Here is a 22564-nt window from a genome sequence, read left to right on the forward strand (position 1 = left end):
ACAGCCCCTCTATTATCAATAGACGGGCTGTTTTTGTAAGGCTTATTAATTGTTAGTTGCATTACTTGCTATGTTCAACTTTCAGAAATGCTTTTATTTTTATATCTATCTAACTGAATTTGTAACCGTGTTAGCTTTTTATTAATCATTTCACGATTTTTTGCTGATTTCATCCAATTGGGTAGTCTCGAAGGCATACTAGCATTACCAGCAACGGCTGTTCTTTCTCTTAGTGTTGCATTGATATAACTATGTAATTCAGTTAAGTGGCTCTGATTAAATGCCCAAATTTTACCAAATCGGCAGGGTACTTGTAAGAAAAGGGGAAGCCCAAAATCAGCGTCAATAGCTAACCTTGCATCATAACGTTGGTATTTATTCGCTCTTTCTACGGGTACTGCATTGGTTTTACCACAACTTGAGCAGTCAATAGCAATAATAGAAGGCAAAGCTTGTTTATAGGAGAATATTATTTCTTCGTTAGCAGTCAATCGTGTACCACAAAAGCTGCACGGACAATCTCCTATTAGATTACATTGACCTACCCAGTCAGCTTGTTCTTCATTTTTTACTAATGATAATTGGCAGTGTTTACAGACAAATTTAGCACACCAAACTTTGCGTTCGCTTTCTATTCTATATTGATATTCATTTTCAACTTCACCTACAGTGTCACATTCGATACAGCATACTATACTTTGTTCGGCATAATAAGTTAGCCTGTCACCGTTATCAATGTGTCTTGCTTGCATGGCTATCCCAAATTATAAGCTTATTTTATTCATATTATAATAATCAAAAAAACAGCTCAACGAAAGTCGTTAAGCTGTTTGTATTGAAAGTAATGAAATTTAAAAATAGATCAGGGATTAAGCATGTGGCGTAATAGCAGGCATCAAATCATGGAAAGTACGACCTGAGGCGGTTTCGCCAATGGCATGCATTTTCCATTCATTATTATGACGATAGACTTTTGCCATTACCATCGCTGTATGACTGCCTTGCGCTGATAGGTTATAGCGCGCGACCTCTTGGTTATTATTGGCATTTACGATACGGCAAAAGGCGTTTTCTACTGTTTCAAACGTCTGTCCGGTAAAGCTATTGACGGTAAAGACCAGTGATACCACATTTGCAGGTATACGAGACAGATCGACATTGATGACTTCGTCATCGCCATCACCATCGCCAGTACGGTTGTCACCTGTGTGTACGATGCTGCCATCTTTTGATTTAAGCTGGCTGAACCAAATGGCATCAACTGCCTGCTTGTTGCTATCGAACATGATGCACGAAGCATCTAAATCGATAGAGTCGCCGCCGCTACCGCCACCAAATAATTTGCCTAAGAAGCCACCCTTTTTCTCTTGTGGTCCTTGCGCCACGTCCCAACCTAGACCCAATTTTACTTGAGTCAGATCGCCGCCGGCTTCTTTGCTTAGGGATATTTTTTGTCCCTTCTGTAAACTAACTGCCATGATAAAATCCTTATATCAATTTCAAAAGTACGATTAGCTGTGTCAAACTCGCTTAGTCTACAAGGCGTAGTACTTGCACTTGTTTTCCTTACTAATCAAATTTTTGTACATGATATTATAATAATTGTGGGTGATAAATTGTGAGTAAAATTGTCTTGAAAAACTAAGCTATAAAATATTATCTAAAAAACCACCACCGCCACCACGACCTCCGGAGCTACTGCCCAAGATACTTTGTAGCCAGCCTTGATAGCTGTCACGATTGCGTGAGCAGATAATGACTTTACCATTGCCTGAGAAGTTCAACACCATGCCTTCGCCACTAGTGACTGAATTGATGATATTGCTCATGATACCTTTCTTCTTACTGGTTGAGACCGACAGCTTGTATTCAAGATTTGAGTCCCAGCAGACCACATGACCATTATCGATGATGACGTCTTTGTCTGGAGTGACATCAATCTCAAACAACGAGCCAAAGCCAGATACCACGACCTGACCTTGACCTTGCGTCTGCATAACCATAAAGCCACCAGTATCACCAAACACCGCGCCGCCAAGGTTACGCTGAATATTGGCTCTGATATCGACACCCGTTTGTGCAGCGACGAAAGCGCCATCGCTCAAGGTATATTGCTGATTACCGACATCAATGATTTGCATATCACCATCCAAGGTTGGCGCAAGCAAACAATCGCCTTCACCATTCACCGCTTCAATCTGCTGCTGAAACAATGATTCATCGTTCGCAAAACGGCGCATCAATGATTGCATGAGGCCACCTTGCAGCTTACCTTTAAGCTCAAGATTGGATTCCATCATGACCATCGCATTGGCTTCACAATAGATCGAGTCGCCTTTTTTGAGATTGCAATGTAAAAAAGGCTCAATGGTACCGATTAAGCTAAACGTTGCGACCATGGGGTGCAAATCCTTATTCTAATACAGTTGAAATATGCTTTTTTAATATGACATCTGTGATTCTAAATCATTAACTTGATTGATTTTAGAGACGCTATTAAATTTAAAGCCATCAAATGCTTTAAAAGGGCACACTTGATGGCTTATGTAGATAGCCGACAATCAGGTCTCTGATGGTCGCTATTAACTGTTTGAATGATTAACGTTGCTATTAATAAACGTCTAAACGTTGACGCCATAAGAGGCGGCTAATGGTCCAAGACCACCGCTGAAGCCTTGACCAACGGCGCGGAATTTCCAATCACCGCTGTGACGATATAACTCGCCAAAGATCATCGCAGTTTCAGTGCTACCGTCTTCTGATAGGTCATAACGAGCGATTTCAGTATCGCCATTGTCGTTTATGACACGGATATAGGCTTCGCCTACTTGACCGAAGTTTTGGTTACGGCTTTGACCTTCATAAATGATGGCACAAATGGCAACTTTGCTGACATCAGCAGGGATACTAGCAAGGTTGATTTTGATTTTTTCATCATCCCCATCGCCTTCACCAGTGCGGTTATCGCCAGTATGCTCGACCGCGCCATTGTCTGATTTTAAGTTATTGAAGAAGATAAAATCTTGGTCATTACGTACTTTACCTGCTTCATTGACCAAGAAGCCAATCGCATCCAAGTCAAATTCTTGACCGTCAGTGGCGCGTGGATCCCAGCCAAGACCGACCGTGATATTGGTCAAACCTGGTGCTTCTTTTGATAAGTTTACGTTGCCGCCTTTTGTTAAGCTAATAGCCATATAAATATCCTTTAGATTAATAATTAAGTGGATTGGGTTGTGAGATAAATGAACTAAAATTATGCAGTGACTGATATATGTGGGTAAATCATAAAAAAACTACCTGTATGCCATACCCTGCATATCATTACGTTTTACTATACTAAGCGTTTGCTCAGTAAGCAAGGCGTATTTTGTGCACTTACCAGATGGTTACTAAGGGACATATCAGTGCTGCAACTCTGATACTTTTTAACAAACCTAGTAACAGTGGTTAAGATATTGTTATCGCAAAGTATTTTATGAGTCTTCAGAAGTTGGCTAAAGGGTCAAATAATAAGCAGCTGAAAAACTTTGTAAAAGTTGCATACCGTAAATTAAAAATGCTCATAGACGAAAACAGGTTATACCAACATCTTGGTATAACCTGTCATTAAAACGTATTATGCTAAACAAAACGTATGACGTTTGATGCTTACTACGCTTCAAACTCACCGTTTATCAGTTAATAGATTTTGCTTCTCGCTTACGATAATTGAGTGACGCGACAAACGCCCAACCAATAAAGGTAATACCGATAAGGCCGGTGATAAGCTCTGGTACATGAAACTTCACCGATAACAGCATAATAATGGCTAAAGCACCGATGGCATAATGGGCGCCATGCTCAAGATAGACATATTCATCAAGTGTGCCTTTGTCTACCAAGAAGATAGTCATCGAACGCACGAACATCGCACCAATAGCAAGACCTAGCATGATAACGATGACGTCATTGGTAATCGCAAATGCGCCAATCACACCATCGAAACTAAATGAGGCATCAAGGACTTCTAAGTATAAGAAACCGATAATACCACCTTTCATAATCGCGCTAGTTGCAGCACCAGTACTGTTACCTTGAGAGTCTAGTTCTTCTTCCAGATCACCTTCAAGCATACCAGAGACTACCTGTACACCTAGATAAACTAAGATACCCCAAACACCCGCAATCAATACAGCAGAAGCTTGTTCAGCGGTAGCCCAAGATACTGAAATCATCAAGACGATAAGTGCTACGAAGACGCTCATGGCATCTACTTTACCTAGCTTTGCAAGACGACTTTCAAGCCAGTCAAACCAATGCACTTCTTTTTCATCGAATATAAAGTTCAAGAAGACCAGTAGTAAGAAAATACCGCCAAATGCTGAAATTTCAGCATGATGTGCCATTAGTCTTGCTGAGTATTCTTTAGGATCGTTTAATGCCAAATCTATAACTTGCATCATACCAAGGTCAGCGGTAACCGCGACGATGACAATGGGGAATACCAAGCGCATACCAAATACGGCGATTAAAATACCAACCGTTAAGAATATCTTTTTCCAAAATTCGTCCCAGCCCTTTAGGACTGAGGCATTGACCACTGCGTTATCAAAGGATAATGAAATCTCCATGACGGCCAAAATAGCAGTAATAGATAGGGTGGTTATCAAACCGCCCATACCACCATGTGAATATCCCCACCACGCCGCGACTGCTAAGGCAATGGCCGTGAAGATAAAGTCTAAATAAAAATGTCTCATGACACATCCTGTCTAGTTGCGTAAAGCTAAGGTTGTCTATTATAGACAAAGCATAAAAAAGCGGTTATCGCTAACCACTTTTTTATGCATAATTCTAAACGAAACATAAAGCATTATTGGTCGTTTAGCTATCAATAATTGTGGCTATTTTGCAACTAAAAGTACGTTATTCATTAGCTTATTCAAAACTCTACAAAGCTACTTAGCATAGCTAACTAATAAAGGTGCTTTGAATGCTAATAAAGGTACTTTGAATGCTAATAAAGGTACTTTGAATGCTAGTTTTAGCAGTGCTTATCACCCCAATTGCGATAATGATATCATCTAAACACGGGTTTAGATATCAACGCCGTATTGCTGACACATGGCTTGCAAGCCGCCAGAGTAGCCCTGACCAACGGCGCGGAATTTCCATTCGCCGTTATGACGATAGACTTCGCCAAATACCATCGCTGTCTCAACAGAGTAGTCTTCTGCTAGATCAAAACGCACGACTTCAGTACCTGTTTCTTCATTGACGACACGGATGAAAGCGTTGGCTACTTGCCCAAAGTTTTGGCTGCGAGCTGCCGCATCGTGAATGGTGACAGTGACGACGATTTTATCGACATCGGCAGGTACTTGGGTTAGGTTTACTTTGACGACTTCATCATCACCGTCACCTTCGCCAGTACGGTTGTCACCAGTATGCTCAACCGCGCCATTGTCAGATTTGAGCTGGTTGTAGAAGATAAAGTCATGATCGCCACGCACTTTGCCAGCGGTGTTTAATAAAAATACGCTGGCATCAAGGTCGAACTCGGCACCAGAGGTTGCGCGCTCATCCCAGCCAAGACCGATAAGTAGCTTGGTTAAATTTGGGTCAGTTTTGGTTAGCGATAAATTACCGCCTTTATTAAGTGATAAAGCCATGGAATTTTCCTTGTTATTAGATTAGGGAGAGGGGCAATATAAAGCAATAGCAATGAAAGCTATCAGACGTAAGCTAAAGTAGCAAAATCGATAGTGGGATTGAACTGGTCGAAAAATTATCGCTGCAAAACGATTGCTCAATGACGCTCTATCATAACAACAAAAAATGACCCAATCAAAGCCGATTGGGTCATTGTTATGTGTACGACAAGACTGACTATAAAAGATGGCGTCTAAATGCGGTGGTTAACCTTCATATCCATCCATAAACCTAAATTATCAGCCCTGACGATGACGAATCTCAAAGCTTTGATGAATGGGTTTTTTAATATCAAAATCAAAACCAATGGTTTTTTGCGTGATATCAATAATTTCATAACGCTCAGTTAGTTGCTCATCGAGCTCAAAGCGGGTAAAGTTATTTGAAAAATACAAAATCCCGTCAGAGGTCAAGCGGTTCATAGCGCGGTTAATAATAGCGGCATGATCACGCTGCACATCAAAAGTACCTTGGAACTTTTTCGAGTTTGAAAAGGTCGGTGGATCGATAAAGATGATATCGAATTGCTCGGTATTTTCCTTAATCCACTCAAATATATCGGCAGCAACGAATTGATATTTGTTGCGGCTGACATCCAAACCGTTGAGCACAAAGTTTTGCTTGCCCCAATCGAGATAGTTCTGTGACAAGTCAACGCTGGTGACTTTTTTCGCGCCAGCCAATGCCGCATGTACACTTGCGGTACAGGTATAAGCAAATAAATTCAATACTGATTTATTACGACTGTTGTCTTTAATCCGCGCGCGCATATTACGATGGTCAATAAACAAACCGGTATCGAGATAATCGGTAAAATTGACGTAGAAATACGCGCCATCTTCGCGAGCAACATGAAACTTGCCACGCTTTTCTGTGGTGTTCTGCTTGCTATACTGATCATTACCAGACTGGCGTGCCCGAGTTTTGATAAAGATTTGTTCGCGATTAATATCAAACACTTCACGAATACCCATCAAAGCTAGATTAAAGCGTTTTTTGGCGGTCTCGGGTGGAATGGTTTTTGGTGGTGCATATTCTTGCACGTGCGCATAGTCACCGTATAAGTCGATAGCCACTTTAAAATCAGGCAAATCAGCGTCGTAGACACGCATATTACTCACATTGTCTTTTTTGGCTAGTTTCTTGAGTTTGGCAAGATTTTTTTGCAGGCGATTGATAAAGTCTTGACCGTCTTCTACTTCAATCTCACGCTTTTCAAAACGACTAACAAGATTACCTGTTTGCCCTGCAATCAACTTGCCATAGCGGAAATAAACGGTAATGGCACCATTATGACAGCGTAAGGTTTTTGGTTCTTTAATCGGTAAGATATCGACTTGCTCGACATGAGAGGCCAATATACCAAGCATCGGATCGACACCACTACCGGCAAAGCTGTCTTGCAATATAAGCCCAATCGCTTGATACAAAGGCTTAATCATCTCTTCATCACCCAAACGCTCGCCATAAGGTGGGTTGGTGATAATTAGAGGATTGCTCAATCGACCATCATCGACCAACGGCTTTAGCACGCTGCTTAGCTGGTCAAGGGCGCGGGTTTCAATGTCGAGTAGCGGTAGCAAGTCTTGTAAACCAGCGGCAATAAGGTTCTTTTCTGTGGCGATAATCGCGCCACTATCGGCATCAAAACCCAAAATGAGCGGTAGGGTGTCTGGCTGCTCATTAGCAATGGCTAAGCCTTCACGGAAACGTGTCTGAGCATCATCAATCATCTGCTGCCATAGCGTCTCGTCATGATGCTGCCATTGGTAAAAACCAAATTGATTAGCGGCTTTGTCGATACCCACCGCATAATCACAATGCATGAGTAGCGCTTCAATGATAAAGGTGCCAGAGCCACACATTGGATCGACTAAGGCATTATAGAAAGGCGCGTCACCAGCGTCATTTTTCTTATGCCAGCCTGCGCTATATAGCAAAGCTGCTGCTAAGTTTTCTTTTAATGGCGCTTCGGTCATTGCCACGCGATAGCCACGGCGATGCAAACTGGTGCCTGACAAATCTAAATACAGTTCAGCTTGCTTGTCATTAACCGTCGCAAAAATAGCAAAATCTGGGTGTTTGCTATCGACGTTAGGGCGACTGTCATAAACTTCATTAAACGTATCAGCAATGGCATCTTTGATACGTAGCATCGCAAACTGTTGACTGACAGCGACGCGTTTGTCGACGGATAGACGGATGGCAAAGGTTTGCTCTAGGTTAAATTGCTCCGTCCAATTGACCGATTTTGCCAAACCATAAAGCTGCTCAGCCACATCATACTCAGCATTGATATTTCTGCGTTTGATTAACATCAATACCCGTGACGCTACCCGCGACCATAGGCAAATAGTATATAAGTCACGCAACGTACCCGTAACGGTCAGACGCCCCGTACTTTTGATATCGCTTGCAATACCAAAACTCGTCAGCTCAGTCTGTAGTGGTGCCTCAAGCCCATCGGCACAAGTGATAATCAGCTCAAGTGATAACTCTGCTGAGATCGCTGGTGAAAGTGCTTCTGACAACGCTGGTGAAGATGCGGCGGCAAGGGCTGGCGCGGTTGTTTCGGTCATACGGATACCTGTGGGCTAAATTGATAAGTAATGCACATCATAAAATAAGATGTTTAACCGGCGATTTTACCATAATTCAAGGCAGTATGGTTTAAAGTAGGGATGTTTAAACGGTCGGATTAAAAAGACCCGTCTAAAGAATAACGTTAAACAAAGCCGCTTATGCACGGTGACTATAATCTATGCCCTAACTATAAGTTACTTTCTAACAACTTTAACTCTCACCCTTTGCCAGTGGCCGTTTTTCTGATACGACCTGCGTTGTGGTCGCAAAGGGTTTGGTCGCGATAGGATAATCGACATCTTTTGGCATCAGTAGGCGCATATGCGGGTAAGGGGTTGAGATGTTGGCGGCATCAAAGGCACGTTTGATATCCTCTTTTAGACCTTCCTTGATTTTGGGCATGCGCGCGACAGCGGCAGGCTTGACCCAAAAACGTACGATAAAAAATACCCCGTACTCACCAATTTCATCCACGGTGGCTGAGCTTTCAGGGCGATTGAGCACCACTTCAGTATCAGCAAGGACTTGCAAAATTTCCTTGCGAGCAGTGTCGATATCATCTTCAAAAGCGATACGCACACGAATATCAAAGCGAATAAAGTTCTTGGAGGTTAAATTTGTTACTTCGGAGGAGGCAACGTTAGAGTTGGGAATAATGACGGTGATGTTGTCTCGAGTCAAAATATGGGTGGTGCGTAATGCAATGAGTACGACGCGACCTTCATTGTCATTGATATGAATCCAGTCGCCAACCTGAAAAGATTGTTCGAGCAAAATCGTAATACCCGCAATGAAATTAGCAAGGGTTGATTGGGCAGCAAAACCAACTGCCAAGCCCACAATCCCTAAACCCGCGACCAATGAGACAATATCAAAACCAAATTGCGCCATGACGCTGGCAAGTCCGAGTACCAATAGCAGCACTGACAAGATGTTTTGAAGCAGCTGCTCTATAGAAGCATTGAGACCATAATGCTGTAGCACTCTGTGAATAATCTGTCCAGATGACGTCCAAAGTACATAATAAATACCCGCCCATGTACTGGCTTTTGCAGTGGCCTTGATAGTCTCTGGCTCAAAGTAAATTTGGCTCATAATGGCAATCAAGCTGGTAACTATCCAGATATAACGCAAAACGGAACGGACAATCTTGGCACGGCGCTCATTCAGTCGAATGCGGGATTTGCTTTTTTTGACAATATAAATAGCCAACCAATAACAAAACCCCAATACCGCAAGCAGTATTAGGATTTTGATACCAGTGCTAACCAACTCTACTGCTTGCGATGTCCAATCGAATGACTCTTCGTCTATAGAGCCGCCCAAAGCGAGGTAAAGGCTAGTATGCAGGTCACGAATAATCTCTTTAAAAAAGTCGGTAACACTGGCGATTGGCATTTTTTCGTCCATGCAGGGTGTGTTTATACAAAGTTTTGTACACGAGATGCTTGGCTATAAACTACCTCAAGTCATGAAAGCAATCAAACATAACATGAGTGGTGATCGAGACTAAGCCCTCACTTCTTGGAAAGTGTGGCTGAGGTGTCATTTAAGAGTTATCTTTTTGTGTGTCTTGAGATTGAAAAGGTATCTCCATCTTATACTGGACATCACGTAGCGCGGTACGCAAACCTTCTAGTATCGTTGGATGATAGAAAGGAGTATCGAGCATGGCTTTGATACTCAAGTCATTGGTAATCGCCATAGCGAGTATATGACCGATATACTCGGCATCAGGACCTACCATGCTAGCGCCTAAGATTCTATCGGTTTTTTTGCATCCATAGATATGCAACAGACCACAGTTGACACCCATCACACGACTGCGACCTTGGTTATCAAAACTGACGCGACCAATGACATACTCCAATTCTGGATCTTGTTGTATTTCTGGTAGAGACATACCGACATTAACGATTTGGGGCGAACAAAACACGATAGAAAAGGGCACTGCTGGTGGACGGATGTAGGCGGCGTCTTTATTGTCACAGACCATATTACCTGCACTAAAACCTTCATCACTGGCCACATGTAACAGTGGAATATTGGCATTGGCATCGCCAACAATAAAGACATTCAAATCACCGATTTGACCGGTTTTCTTGCTCAGATCTTTTGGGCGGTTTTTTTCATCGAGTACAACGCCTAGGTTTTCAACGCCTAGCTCGTCAATATTGTTACGGCGACCTGTCGCGACCAGTACGTATTCCCCTTGCCACTGCTGTGTATCACCTGCGCTGTCTTCATAGTCAATAAAAGCGAGTGAGCCTTTATTGCCTTCAGCCGTTTGTACACCGACATTGTTAATTTTACTACCTAAGTGCATCGTCAGCTCGCGGCTTAAGCAGTCGATGGCCTTATTGCTAATGTCTGGATCTTTCAGTCCAGCCACCTTTTTGACACGATTAAATAATGTCACATCCACACCCAAACGATTAAATGCTTGGGCAAGCTCCAAGCCAATGGCACCTGCACCAACGACCGCCATAGATTTTGGTAAATCTGTCAGCTCAAAAACAGTGTCAGAGGTCAGCAAGGTATCGCCAAGCTTGTCCGCCCAACCTTCTGGAATAAAGGGCGAGCTACCTGTGGCCACGATGATTTTTTCTGCTTCAATCACCTCGTCATTGACCTCAATCAGACCTTGTTTATTGATATGAGCGTGACCCGCTATTTTTTTGTGCGCAGGCCAGCTATCTACTTGCTCTTCGAGATAGCTTTCGAAATGACTGCGCTCATCGCGCACACGCTCCATAACTCGCTTGCCATCTATCTGGGTAGTCGCATGAATACCAAATTCAGCAGAATGGTTGGCATCATGTGCACGGTCAGCCGCTGCAATCAATAGTTTACTAGGCATACAGCCTACAGTGACACAAGTCGTCGTCCAAAAGCCTTCGTTAATAATGACGACATCGTCTTTGATTTTACTGGCTTGGCGAAAGGCGTTTTGTCCTGCTGTACCTGCACCAATGATGGCAACAGAGACTTTACGGGTGACTTGATGGTTTGTGCTATCGACAGCGGTGTCGGACTGGTTTTTCATATTATTCTCAAGTAGTTATATTTTATAGGATGTGAGTGCCTGATAAGACGTTGGCTTTTAATCATTTGTGCTCAGCAACTCAATAAACGCTATTTTATGACCAATAATTAGTGCCACTAATCATAATAAAAGTTATGGCGCCAATATTGTTAGTAAACGCTCAGTATAATCTTTGGCACGTAGATTGCGCTGCGCATGCGTGAGATTGCCGTCTTTATCGAATACGAAGGCTGAGCGTACCAGACCTAGCGTTACCTTACCGTACATGTTTTTTTCTTTTATGACCTCAAAGTACTGGCATAGTTTTTCGTCGCTATCACTGATAAGTGGAATCTGTAGATCATATTTCGCGATAAACTTTTCATGAGATTCGACACTATCACGGGAGACCCCGACAATATCATAGCCCAAATCATCAAACTCACTAAGACGCGCCGTGAACTCTGTCGCTTGTGTGGTGCAGCCTGGAGTGCTGTCTTTTGGATAAAAATAAAGGATCAGTCCTTTGTCGGTATGCGCAACCAAGTCTTTTAGGTCAATGTCATCATGAATAAAGTGACCATCGAGCTCACGCACCATCGTCACTGGAAAGTCGGGCAGGGCGATAGTTTCTGTGGTTGGTTTAGCCATGGTAAAGTCCTTAGTCATTTTAATGTTTGTTTGAGTTATGGTGGTCTTATTATAGGCAGATTAGTAGAAATAAATACTCAGTTTTACACTTCACTTATTCATTGGCAACAAAAAAGACTGGTAATGACCAGTCTTTTTTGTGTTGAACCTTTTATCAATTATGCCGGTTTTTGTGGTTTCTTTAGATCTAAGCCGACGGTGCATTGCTGCAAGTCTTTTTGCATTTCCTTCACGTAAGATAGGCCTGACGGGTCTTTCTTGTCTTGGGCGTAGCTTTCAATTTCCCACATTTGACCGATCGTCATGTTGCTACGAACGCCAATGGTGCAATTGCACAGTTTGGTCGCGTTATTTTTATCAGCAACTTTATATTTGACGGCCCCGTTCACACAGGTATTAATATTGTCTTGCTCGATATCGGTAGCATTGGCCTGTGGTATGGCAAAAAGAGCCGCTAAGGCTAGGGGTAATACTGGCAAAAACTTCATAAACATCCTCTCAAGGGTAGCGTCAATTTTGTAGATTTTTACTCAAAAATTAAATTACTGAGGTAAATAAGGGTATTTCTCTATCGGTTGTCTATCTGATGACAGAGAGAATCGTCCATACCATAGCAAGTATCGCAATTAAAATACAACGGCGGCGTGCTGTGTTAATGCAAGCGAATGTTTCGCTAATGTTTAGTTATACTGTCTGTCGCTATGAGTACTTAAACTGTTAAGGTTGATAATGAGTAGGATCAGCGATACCTGCTTGGGCGAATCCTTGGCGGCGCAAGGTACAGCTATCGCAAACACCGCAGGCAAGACCATTTGCGTCGGCTTGATAGCAAGAAATTGTCTGACCATAATCGACACCTAATGACAGCCCAAGCTCGATGGTTTTTGCTTTTGACAGCTGCTGTAATGGCGTCTGAATGGATAAATGATGGCCTGTAACGCCCGCTTTTGTCGCCAAGTTTGCCATGTGCTCAAAGGCGGCAATGTATTCAGGACGACAATCTGGATAACCTGAATAATCGACTGAGCTGACGCCAATAACGATATGGTTGGCGTCGGTCACTTCAGCGACGGCTAAGGCATAAGATAAGAATATGGTATTACGAGCCGGTACATAGGTGTTTGGAATGGCATCGTTATCAATCTCATCACGTTTTTTATTAGGGAACTTCTCTGCATCCCCATCAGGAACCATCATACTGTGATCCGTCAATGATGAGCCACCAAGCTGAGCGATATCAATATCGATAATGCGATGGTTGACCGCTGCCGTTTCGGCGATATTTTTTGCGGCGACAAGCTCACTATTATGGCGTTGACCATAGTTGAAGCTGACTGCAGTCACCGACGCATAACGTGCCTTGGCCCAATACAAACAAGTCACCGAATCAAGCCCGCCCGACAATAGCACAACGGCATTTTGGCTTTTATGCAGAGCATTTAAATCAGTATCGGAGGCTTGATTATTGGAGGTGCTTTGCGAAGTAACGTTAGTCATAATGGTATCTATTATTGGTTTACGAAAAACGGTTATTTTAGCAAAAATCCAACCGTTACATAACCATGCAGCCGTTATTTAATGTCCTCTTTTCAAACTGTGAGCAAATTTTGTTATAATTGCTGCTTTTAAAGCATCAGTGTTAACGCTTGCCCATCATGTATGACAGCACTGTGATAGCAGTTTGCTGTATAGCAAAATCACCCTTGTAAAGATATTGAGTAACTTATGACCGCAGCGACCTTGTTTACGCCAAAAATTACGCCAGAGTTTGATGAGATGTCTGCTGATGCAGGTATGGCTGACTATACTTTAGAGACTGATGGCATGGAAGATGATGATGCCGCTGAGGATGATTTGATGGCTGAGCAGTTATCACCTACTCAATCAGCACAGTTTCGCAAGCTACAGAAGAAACTGCGTAGACAAGTATCTTGGGCGATTCGTGATTTTAATATGATCGAAGAGGGTGACGTGGTGATGGTCTGTGTTTCAGGAGGCAAAGACAGCTATACTTTGCTGGATATTTTATTGCTGCTAAAACGTATTGCACCGATTAATTTTGATATCGTCGCGGTTAATTTGGATCAAAAGCAGCCAGGTTATCCTGAGGATATTTTGCCAGCGTATCTAAACGAGCAGGGCATTGCCCACTATATTTTAGAAAAGGACACTTATAGTATCGTCAAAAGCGTGGTGCCGGAAGGTAAGACCTATTGTTCGGCATGTTCGCGTTTGCGTCGTGGCTCATTGTATGGTTTTGCCAAACAAATTGGTGCGACTAAAATTGCTCTTGGTCATCATCGTGATGACATGCTCGCGACTTTCTTTCTAAACTTGTTCCATGGTGGTACGTTAAAATCCATGCCACCGAAACTGCTCAGTGATGACAAGCAAAACATGGTTATTCGCCCATTGGCCTATGTCGAAGAGAAAGACATCATTAAATACGCAAAATTGAAAGAATTCCCGATTATTCCATGTAACTTGTGTGGCAGCCAGACCAATCTGCAACGCGCCATTATTAATGACATGCTACGCGAATGGGATAATGCTCATCCGCAGCGTTTGGCCTCTATCTTTAAAGCGATGCAAAACGTTGCCCCATCGCAATTAGCCGATCGTGAATTGTTTGACTTTGAGGGGTTAAGTCTTGATCGTGATGATAATGAGCGCCTATTCGAAGGGAATAATATTCAGGCAGGGCAGACCGGTAGCTTGGCTGAAATTGGCTTACCAGTCGCGCCAAAAACGCAAACTTTTAATCCAAAGTTTGCCAGTAAGCAACAGTCAGATAAAACGATAGAAAGCAGTCGACCCACACAGAAGATTCCAACAATTAATCCTGTTATCTAGGGCGTGTCTTCAATTCAATCGATGAATATCTAAATGGGCTAAAAATGGCTAAATTTTGCTGATATTAATTTTTTGTCGCCTCTGTCTGCGCAGGCACAGCAAGCAAGAAAAATTGATATCAGCAGTGCGTGATGGTTCGATATCACTTTTCACTCACTATAGCCAAATAATAGCCAAAAAAAACCAGCTTATTCATGGCTGGTTTTTTTATGTCTTAATGAATTGATTATTCGCTGAATCTACGCAGTCTATATTTATATAAGTTAACTCTCAGCAAATACTGGTAGCGGGTCAAAACTAACCTTTGAACGTGGCAATTTTGCCACATCTTGCATACGCCAATCATCTTTGCCTTCATTGCTCACTTGCAAATAGTACTTGGCTTTTACGGGGTCAATATCTACCTTAGCGCTATATTTATTACCTTCTTGATGCTGTAACACCACATCACGATCTTTTTTGATGTCGGTCGCATGGGAGATTGATAAATCTAATTTATCAGGATAAGTAAGCGGGGTGCCATTAAGTAATTTGCCCGATTGTAAGCTTTGCTCAGGATAATTCAAATAAAACACAATATTACCGTCATCGGCAAACTGCATCTCGCCATGCAGGTCTAAGTCATAAGTCAGCTTGTCACGGGACACATCATGATAAAGCGTCTTGCCATCCATATACCAATCGTCACGAACCACACTGTCACGGATCTGATAGGAGTAATAAACAAACCAGAGGCAAGCAATCACCACAAAGGCTGGCATGCCAATCACAAAGATAACCACCATATAGTTTTTATACCATGGCTGGCTATCTTGGTGCTTAAAATTTGGTGCTGGAGTAGACATAAAATACCTATTAATCAAATAGCTGTTTATAGATATCCAGTTATCGGATATCTATACAGTGGTATCGACGGATAAATTGACGGCTAACGGCTGTCAATTTAATGATAATCTATAACCCGCTCGTCAATGACTAACGGGTAAAATATATGAGTCTACACTTGCCATACGCAAGCGTTTACTGACCTTGAGTGGTAAAGACGTTTTGTTTACTGACCATGTACTGACCATCATTGCTGTTCACATTTAGGGTAACAAGTGTTTGACCAGATTCAATGACATCAGGATCACCATAAATACTGACGGGCATATCAAAGCTTTCACCCGCTTCTAATGGTACATCATTAAAACGCAATTCCAAACTCAGACCTTCTTGCGGGGCAAGGGTTATCTTATAGGTATGCGGCTCTTGTGTTTTATTGGTCAGCTTGACGATATAGCTGTTTTCAATCATGCCTTGAGTATTGATCGATGACAACTGATTGCGGTCACGGCGAATATCAATCTCTAAGGGGACACGATCGGTCAAGGCATAAACGACACCACCGCAAAGCACGGTCAGTAGCGCTAAATAGGCAAAAAACCGTGGGCGAAATACTCGGCTTTTCTCTTTTTCTGCCAATTGCCGTTCTGTCGTATAACGAATCAAGCCACGAGGATAACCCACTTTATCCATGACTTCATTACAGGCATCGACGCACGCGGCACACTGAATACAGGCCACTTGTAAACCATCACGAATGTCGATACCAGTAGGGCATACTTGCACACACATCTGACATTCGATACAGTCGCCTAAATGTTCCGGATTGGTCCCTTTTTTACGCGCACCCCGTGGCTCACCGCGCTCATAATCATAGGAAACAATCAGCGTATCTTTATCAAACATAACGCTTTGGAAGCGCCCGTAAGGACAGATTTGAACACACATCTGCTCACGCATGTAGCCAGCATTCACATAGGTAGAAAAAGCAAAGATAAAGACAGATACCCAAATCCACGTAGGCCAATCGGGGAAGGGAATAACGCCTATCATCTGCCAACTATAATATAAGCTATCAGTGCCGGAGACGTAGCTGACGAATGTAGTCGCCGTAATCATTGAAAAAACAAACCAAATAAAATATACCAAACCACGTTTAAAGGCTTTTTTTGCACTCATCGGTTCTTTATCGAACTTCATGCGCTTATTACGGTCACCAATCACCCATTTTTCAACATACTGATATAGATGCGTCCAGATCGTTTGGGGACACGCATAGCCGCACCATACCCGACCAGCGTATACCGTTACCATAAATAAGGTAAAAGCGGCAATCAACGCGAAGGCGGCAATGAAATAAAAATCCTGAGTCAAAAAAGTCATGCCAAAAATATAGTAATGCTGCGAGGGCACATCAAACCATATTGCCTGCCTATCATTATAACGCAGCCATGGCAGTAACAAAAACAGCGCCAAAAACGCATACATACTAACGACGCGGATATTTTGATAAAAACCCGTGATAAATCGAGGATGAATACGATGCTTGGTGGCATCAAGATCAATCTGCTGTACAGGGATTTTATTGGGTTGTGGTGCTGACATAAACGTGCCTCTTTAAAAAAAGAATCAGTCTGCTGGCATGATGAACAAACACCTATAATAAAAAGATGTCGGGATGTGCGATGTTATCAATGTCAGTAAGTAGCTGAGTAGGATAATCACTGTAAAAAACAGCGAACCCTGCTACCAAATGAGCGATTGTAAATAGCCAATTACGATTGAACCATTCATACTAAAAATGGCGATCGATTCGTGGTTTTCAAATCGTGCTATTTTAGCATTATCCCTACTATAAATGGGGTAATAATGCTCAAAAAGAATCATTGTATTCAAATTATATTGACCGACTGGTTACCGTCGAGTCGCCTGCACAGCTGGCTTTGCAGAGTAAATAAGTATCATGACAAAGACATGAAAGCGCTTAAACTAAAATTTTCAGCCAAATTGCCAAACAAAAGGGAGAACTGCAATAACAGTTCTCCCTTTTTTCGATCTTATCCATGTATCCTATAACGACTGACTGAAGTAGTCTTAGTTAACGGTAGCTGCTGCCGGTGCTGCTGCTTTTGGCGCAGTAGCAGTAACAGGTAGGGCTTGAGTGGCCTTAGCTGGCTTGTCTGACAAAGAGTAAATATAAGCAGCAAGTAGCATAATACGCTCATTACCTAGCTTCGTTTCCCACTGCGGCATCACACCTGCGCGTCCGTAACGTAAAGTATTACGTACCGTTTCGCGCTCGCCGCCATATAACCAAATGGTATCAGTTAAGTTTGGCGCACCCGCTGAAATCATACCTTTGCCATCTTTATCATGGCATAACGCACAATTTTGTTGGAAGATAGCTGAACCTTGAGCAACCAATGTCTGATCAAGTTTGCCGTTGCTTTTACTACCGTTATTCGATGACAACGATAATACATATTCTGATGCTGCACGCACACCGTCTTCACCGATCTGATCGCGCCATGCTGGCATACCACCAACGCGGCCGTTGTGTAGCGTGGTCAAAATATTTTGTGCTTCGCCGCCATATAACCAATCATTATCAGTTAGGTTAGGGTAGCCTGTTGCACCTTTCGCATTCGAGCCATGACATACCGAACAGTTCTGTAAGAACAAACGGCTACCGACTTTTAGGGCGTTCGGATTTTCAGACAGCTTTTCAATATAAGGGGCAAGCTCAGCAATTTTTCCATCAATTTGTGTTTGCAAATCTGCAGGTGGTGTCTCACTACGACGCATGGTTGCTTGCAACTCATTAAGTGTGCCCAATGTCGCAGTCGCGCCCGCTGCATCTGCTTTTACCAAGATGCTTTGCTCAAAATTATCGGTAAAGATTTTATTATTGCTTTCAAGCTCACTGAATAGCTCGTTCTTAGAGGTCCATGGTACGGTTTCGCCATCGACTTCTACGGTGGCGATGCCTTCCCAGTGTGCTGGGAACATTGCTGGGAAAAATACCCAGTAAGCGACACCCCAAACGATTGAGCCAAAAAATATCACCAACCACCATTTAGGGAGTGGTTTGTCGTATTCTCGGATACCATCATATTCATGACCAGTGGTACCGTCTTCCTCGACGTCTGGCTTGTATTTTAATACAAACAGTAGAACGCCAAGAATGAAAAGCCAGCAGCCGAAACTGAATAGCGTGATCCAAGAACTCCAAAAAAATGTCATCGTTTATCCTTATTGCGCTGCTCTTCAGACAGAGACTTTATATCCTCGTCATCAAGCGCAAGTTGTGCATCTTCTTCGAAGCGTTTTTTGTTTTTTGGCGAATACGCCCACCATGCAACGCCTACGAAGGCAACAAAGGCAGAGACGGTCGCAATTGTTTGTAATTCACCAATACCCATTAGCGCTGTCCTTCCATTGCGGTGCCTAACTGCTGAAGGTAGGCGACTAAAGCATCAAGCTCAGTTGCACCAAGCACAGCATCAGGAGCACCTTCAATATCTTCTTCAGTGTAAGGTACGCCAAAACGATCGCGGAATAGACGCATCTTCGCTTGTACGTTCGTACCGTTGACTTCGTTGGTCGCAAGCCAAGGGAAACCTGGCATCACTGACTCAGGTACTAGTGACCGTGGCGCAATGAGATGTTGCTTTTGCCAGTCTTCCGAATAGCGTCCACCAACACGTGCTAGGTCAGGCCCTGTACGTTTTGAACCCCATAAGAATGGATGATCCCATGTTGATTCAGCGGCACGTGAATACGGCCCATAACGTTCAACTTCAGCACGCAGTGGGCGAACCATCTGCGTGTGACAGACGTGACAACCTTCACGAATATAAATATCACGACCTTCAAATTCAAGCGCAGTCCATGGCTCCATAGAAGGTAGTGGGGCGTTCACGCCACCTTCTTCTGGACCCTTGTTATCATAAATCAGCGGTACGATTTCAACTAACGTTGCAAAACTAATCGCAATAACGATACCGATGACCAACAAGCCTGTATTTTTTTCAATAATTTCATGCGGTGTACCAGCCATGATCGCTCCTTATACTTTAGCTGTCGAGGTATTGACACTAGATTCGTGATCCGTAGGATCAGCAACATCTACAGGCTTACCTTCAGGCATCTTAAGTGTTTTATAAACGTTATATGCCATCACAAACATGCCCGACACATATAAGAAGCCACCGAAAGCACGACCAATATATGGGAAATGTGAGAACTCAACCGTATCAACGAAGCTATATACCAAAGTACCATCTGGGTTAGTAGCCAGCCACATCATGCCTTGGCCAATACCTGAGATCCACATTGATACGATGTAAAAGATAGTCCCTGCCGTCGCTAGCCAGAAATGCGTGGTGATTAAGCTGATAGAGTACATTTTTGGCTTATTATAAATACGAGGCAACAGTACATATAGCGAACCAATAGTAATCATGCCCACCCAACCAAGTGCACCTGAGTGTACGTGACCAATTGTCCAATCCGTATTATGCGATAGCGCATTAACGGTTTTGATAGACATCATTGGGCCTTCGAATGTCGACATGGCATAGAATGACAGTGCCACAATCATAAAGCGAATGATCGGATCGGTACGTAACTTATCCCAACTACCAGATAGCGTCAAGACACCATTAATCATACCACCCCAAGAAGGCGCGAATAAGATAATGGAGAACACCATTGCCAATGACTGCGTCCAATCAGGAAGCGCCGAATAATGCAAATGGTGACCGCCAGCCCACATATAAGACGCAATCAACGCCCAAAAGTGAACAATAGACAAACGATACGAATAAATAGGACGACCAATCTGTACTGGGACAAAGTAATACATCATCCCAAGGAAAGCTGCCGTCAAGTAAAAACCGACCGCGTTATGTCCGTACCACCACTGCACCATGGCATCGGTTGCACCGCCAAATAACGAGTATGATTTAAACGCACTAACCGGAATCGCCATGCTATTTACGATGTGTAGTAACGCAATCGTAATAATAAAAGCGGCAAAGAACCAGTTAGCCACATAGATATGTGAGGTTTTGCGTTTGATGAGTGTTCCGAAGAAAACAATGGCATAAGATATCCACACCAACGCAATCAATATGTCGATGGGCCACTCAAGCTCAGCGTATTCTTTACTTGAGGTCAAACCTAGCGGTAATGTAATGACAGCAGAAACGATAACAGCCTGCCAACCCCAAAAGGTAAACCAAGCCAAATACGGTGCGAACAAGCGTGTCTTACAGGTACGCTGGACGATGTAGTAAGACGTTGCGAACAGGGCAGAGCCACCGAACGCAAAAATAACCGCATTGGTATGTAGCGGTCTTAGACGGCTAAAGGTCAGCCATGGGATGTCAAAGTTGAGCGCTGGCCATGCCAACTGTGAAGCAATGAACACGCCAAGACTCATGCCGACGATGCCCCATACAACGGCCATTATCGTAAAAAATCTTACGACAGTAATTTCGTACTCACGGTCAACTGGGGCGACTGCTGTGTTTTGTAAACTCATTGGATGATTCCTTTACAGCCCGAATTATCAACAGAATTAACTAACTCTCCGCGCTATCTGTATCAAATAAATTGATGCAAGCAAATAGTGACTGCGGTACATGCTGTTTTTTGACTCACTTATCATCTTAAGGTTATTAACTATCAAGCTAAGCTTCCACTCGGTATCTACTGATGCAAAGAGGAAGGGGGAAGCGCTAGAAAAATATCTCGCTTACAACCAGTTGATAGTAGGATTGTTAATAACTCGTTAAGGGGAATAAGGAGTGGCGCCGTATAATTAAGCATCAAACATCTAGCGATGTTAAGGATTTATCTTAATTACTACTGAAAATAACAGCACTAACGAAGATAGATACTGGTATCCACCTGGTAATAAAATATTATTGACCATTGATGTATGCTAGCGGCGGCTGACAAAAAAACAGATTAACGTAATGTTTAGTTAAAACTCCCGACTCTGTTTAAGGGTATTGTAACGCAATCCTAATCAAATATCATCAGAACTATGCGGCAAAATACAAACTCTTTGGTAAAAATATAGGCAGGCAACTCTTTGTAGTTATGCTAGGAGCCTATTTTATACTCAATTTTAAGACTATTCTAGAGGGTTAAATGATACGAATTGCAGGGTACAAGGACAAACTCTAGAGAAATTTTTGTAACAATGGCAACATTAGCCTTATAAATAGGTTTTACTTATCATCAAATCGCCCCTTATAATGAGGCTGAAGAAGATCGATAGTAGATTTCCTATCCATTGTTATGACAACAATGACAAAATAACGATTTTAATCATTTGAACACAATTGGGCGGCGGTAATCCATAAGATGACCCCAGTGCCCCATTCATTAAGGATAATAAGATGGCAGTTTTTTTGACAGATGCATGGTTCGATGACGTTGAGAAGTTAGGTAGTGAAGCCGGTGAGCTAAATTTGCCGCCAGCGCTGGCTAATATGATTATTAACCTAAAAGTGTCCGACACGGACAAAGACATCGAAGCCAACTTTGCCGATGGCTTGTTGCATCGCGGCTTGAATGATAATGCGACCACGACACTCTTGCTTGACCGTAGTATCTTGCAATCTATCATCACTGATTTCGACACTAATGAAATTATGGGTGCGTTTATGGGTGGCAAAATTCGTGTCGAAGGTGACATGTCACAACTGATGGCGGTACAAACTGCGCGTCCAAGTGCTGAGCAAAAAGAATTGTACAAGCGTATCAAATCAATGACGACTATGGCTTAAGCCTGTATTCTCTCGATTTTCCCAATCGGTTAGTTTTGATCAATCTTATTCACACTGACCATAAAAAAATCCCCTAATTCTATGTTAGGGGATTTTTTTATGATCGGTGACGGTCAGAATGACGTAGTAG

At 42.8% G+C, this 22564-nt stretch carries 20 protein-coding genes; 2 read left to right on the forward strand and 18 right to left on the reverse strand.

All coding sequences use genetic code 11. The annotated features are described in order from the left end of the window. Positions 1–74: 74 nt before the first annotated feature. The 12 genes from RH96_RS14565 to queC all read right to left on the reverse strand — a co-directional run bounded on the left by RH96_RS14565 (position 75) and on the right by queC (position 13387). Positions 75–752 carry a hypothetical protein gene (locus tag RH96_RS14565; protein ID WP_010199560.1) on the reverse strand — a complete coding sequence of 226 codons (678 nt, stop codon included), beginning with the start codon at positions 750–752 and terminating at the stop codon, positions 75–77. A gap of 117 nt (positions 753–869) precedes the next feature. After that, positions 870–1478 carry a TerD family protein gene (locus RH96_RS07970; protein ID WP_010199561.1) on the reverse strand — a complete coding sequence of 203 codons (609 nt, stop codon included), beginning with the start codon at positions 1476–1478 and terminating at the stop codon, positions 870–872. Positions 1479–1646: 168 nt separating this feature from the next. Further along, entirely contained in the window at positions 1647–2399 is a 753-nt protein-coding gene (locus tag RH96_RS07975; protein ID WP_010199564.1) for a TIGR00266 family protein, read from the reverse strand. 222 nt (positions 2400–2621) lie between these two features. Then, positions 2622–3197, reverse strand: coding sequence for a TerD family protein (locus RH96_RS07980; RefSeq protein WP_010199576.1), 576 nt, complete (start codon positions 3195–3197; stop codon positions 2622–2624). A 480-nt stretch (positions 3198–3677) separates the two neighbouring features. Beyond that, the gene (locus RH96_RS07985) at positions 3678–4742 is read right to left on the reverse strand and encodes a DUF475 domain-containing protein (protein WP_010199578.1); all 1065 of its coding nucleotides are present in this window, start codon (positions 4740–4742) and stop codon (positions 3678–3680) included. A gap of 336 nt (positions 4743–5078) precedes the next feature. Beyond that, the gene (locus tag RH96_RS07990) at positions 5079–5654 is read right to left on the reverse strand and encodes a TerD family protein (protein ID WP_010199580.1); all 576 of its coding nucleotides are present in this window, start codon (positions 5652–5654) and stop codon (positions 5079–5081) included. 279 nt (positions 5655–5933) lie between these two features. Then, a complete protein-coding gene (gene rlmKL, locus RH96_RS07995; RefSeq protein ID WP_010199582.1) occupies positions 5934–8273 on the reverse strand; it encodes a bifunctional 23S rRNA (guanine(2069)-N(7))-methyltransferase RlmK/23S rRNA (guanine(2445)-N(2))-methyltransferase RlmL in 2340 nt (779 codons plus the stop codon). A 214-nt stretch (positions 8274–8487) separates the two neighbouring features. After that, positions 8488–9675 (reverse strand): mechanosensitive ion channel domain-containing protein, encoded by a 1188-nt coding sequence (locus RH96_RS08000; RefSeq protein WP_010199587.1) that lies wholly within the window; start codon positions 9673–9675, stop codon positions 8488–8490. Between the two features lie 151 nt (positions 9676–9826). Continuing rightward, positions 9827–11323 carry a dihydrolipoyl dehydrogenase gene (locus RH96_RS08005; protein WP_010199588.1) on the reverse strand — a complete coding sequence of 499 codons (1497 nt, stop codon included), beginning with the start codon at positions 11321–11323 and terminating at the stop codon, positions 9827–9829. Positions 11324–11455: 132 nt separating this feature from the next. Next, on the reverse strand, positions 11456–11953 hold the full coding sequence (locus RH96_RS08010) for a peroxiredoxin (protein ID WP_010199592.1): 498 nt from the start codon (positions 11951–11953) through the stop codon (positions 11456–11458). Between the two features lie 158 nt (positions 11954–12111). Continuing rightward, entirely contained in the window at positions 12112–12441 is a 330-nt protein-coding gene (locus tag RH96_RS08015) for a hypothetical protein (RefSeq protein ID WP_010199594.1), read from the reverse strand. 229 nt (positions 12442–12670) lie between these two features. Next, a complete protein-coding gene (gene queC, locus RH96_RS08020) occupies positions 12671–13387 on the reverse strand; it encodes a 7-cyano-7-deazaguanine synthase QueC (RefSeq protein WP_201574504.1) in 717 nt (238 codons plus the stop codon). Between the two features lie 342 nt (positions 13388–13729). On the opposite strand from queC, the gene ttcA reads away from it, so the two are divergent. Continuing rightward, positions 13730–14806: a tRNA 2-thiocytidine(32) synthetase TtcA gene (ttcA, locus tag RH96_RS08025; protein ID WP_413540226.1), complete on the forward strand. Its 1077-nt coding sequence runs from the start codon at positions 13730–13732 to the stop codon at positions 14804–14806. Positions 14807–15069: 263 nt separating this feature from the next. Here the strand turns inward: ttcA and RH96_RS08030 are convergent, their stop codons facing one another. The 6 genes from RH96_RS08030 to ccoN form a co-directional block, all read right to left on the reverse strand. After that, on the reverse strand, positions 15070–15651 hold the full coding sequence (locus RH96_RS08030) for a FixH family protein (RefSeq protein ID WP_010199599.1): 582 nt from the start codon (positions 15649–15651) through the stop codon (positions 15070–15072). Positions 15652–15826: 175 nt separating this feature from the next. After that, positions 15827–17236 (reverse strand): cytochrome c oxidase accessory protein CcoG, encoded by a 1410-nt coding sequence (ccoG, locus tag RH96_RS08035; RefSeq protein WP_010199601.1) that lies wholly within the window; start codon positions 17234–17236, stop codon positions 15827–15829. Between the two features lie 489 nt (positions 17237–17725). Continuing rightward, entirely contained in the window at positions 17726–18874 is a 1149-nt protein-coding gene (ccoP, locus tag RH96_RS08040) for a cytochrome-c oxidase, cbb3-type subunit III (RefSeq protein ID WP_010199602.1), read from the reverse strand. Continuing rightward, entirely contained in the window at positions 18871–19053 is a 183-nt protein-coding gene (locus tag RH96_RS08045; protein WP_010199605.1) for a CcoQ/FixQ family Cbb3-type cytochrome c oxidase assembly chaperone, read from the reverse strand. Before RH96_RS08045 ends, ccoP begins: the two co-directional genes overlap by 4 nt. Next, the gene (gene ccoO, locus RH96_RS08050; protein WP_010199607.1) at positions 19053–19691 is read right to left on the reverse strand and encodes a cytochrome-c oxidase, cbb3-type subunit II; all 639 of its coding nucleotides are present in this window, start codon (positions 19689–19691) and stop codon (positions 19053–19055) included. The genes RH96_RS08045 and ccoO overlap by 1 nt, the downstream gene beginning before the upstream one ends. A 9-nt stretch (positions 19692–19700) precedes the next feature. Continuing rightward, entirely contained in the window at positions 19701–21179 is a 1479-nt protein-coding gene (gene ccoN, locus RH96_RS08055) for a cytochrome-c oxidase, cbb3-type subunit I (protein ID WP_010199609.1), read from the reverse strand. An 865-nt stretch (positions 21180–22044) separates the two neighbouring features. Between ccoN and RH96_RS08060 the strand changes: the two genes are divergently transcribed. Continuing rightward, on the forward strand, positions 22045–22434 hold the full coding sequence (locus RH96_RS08060) for a hypothetical protein (protein WP_010199611.1): 390 nt from the start codon (positions 22045–22047) through the stop codon (positions 22432–22434). Positions 22435–22564 lie beyond the last annotated feature (130 nt).

The organism is Psychrobacter sp. PAMC 21119 (assembly GCF_000247495.1).
GTDB lineage: Bacteria > Pseudomonadota > Gammaproteobacteria > Pseudomonadales > Moraxellaceae > Psychrobacter > Psychrobacter glaciei.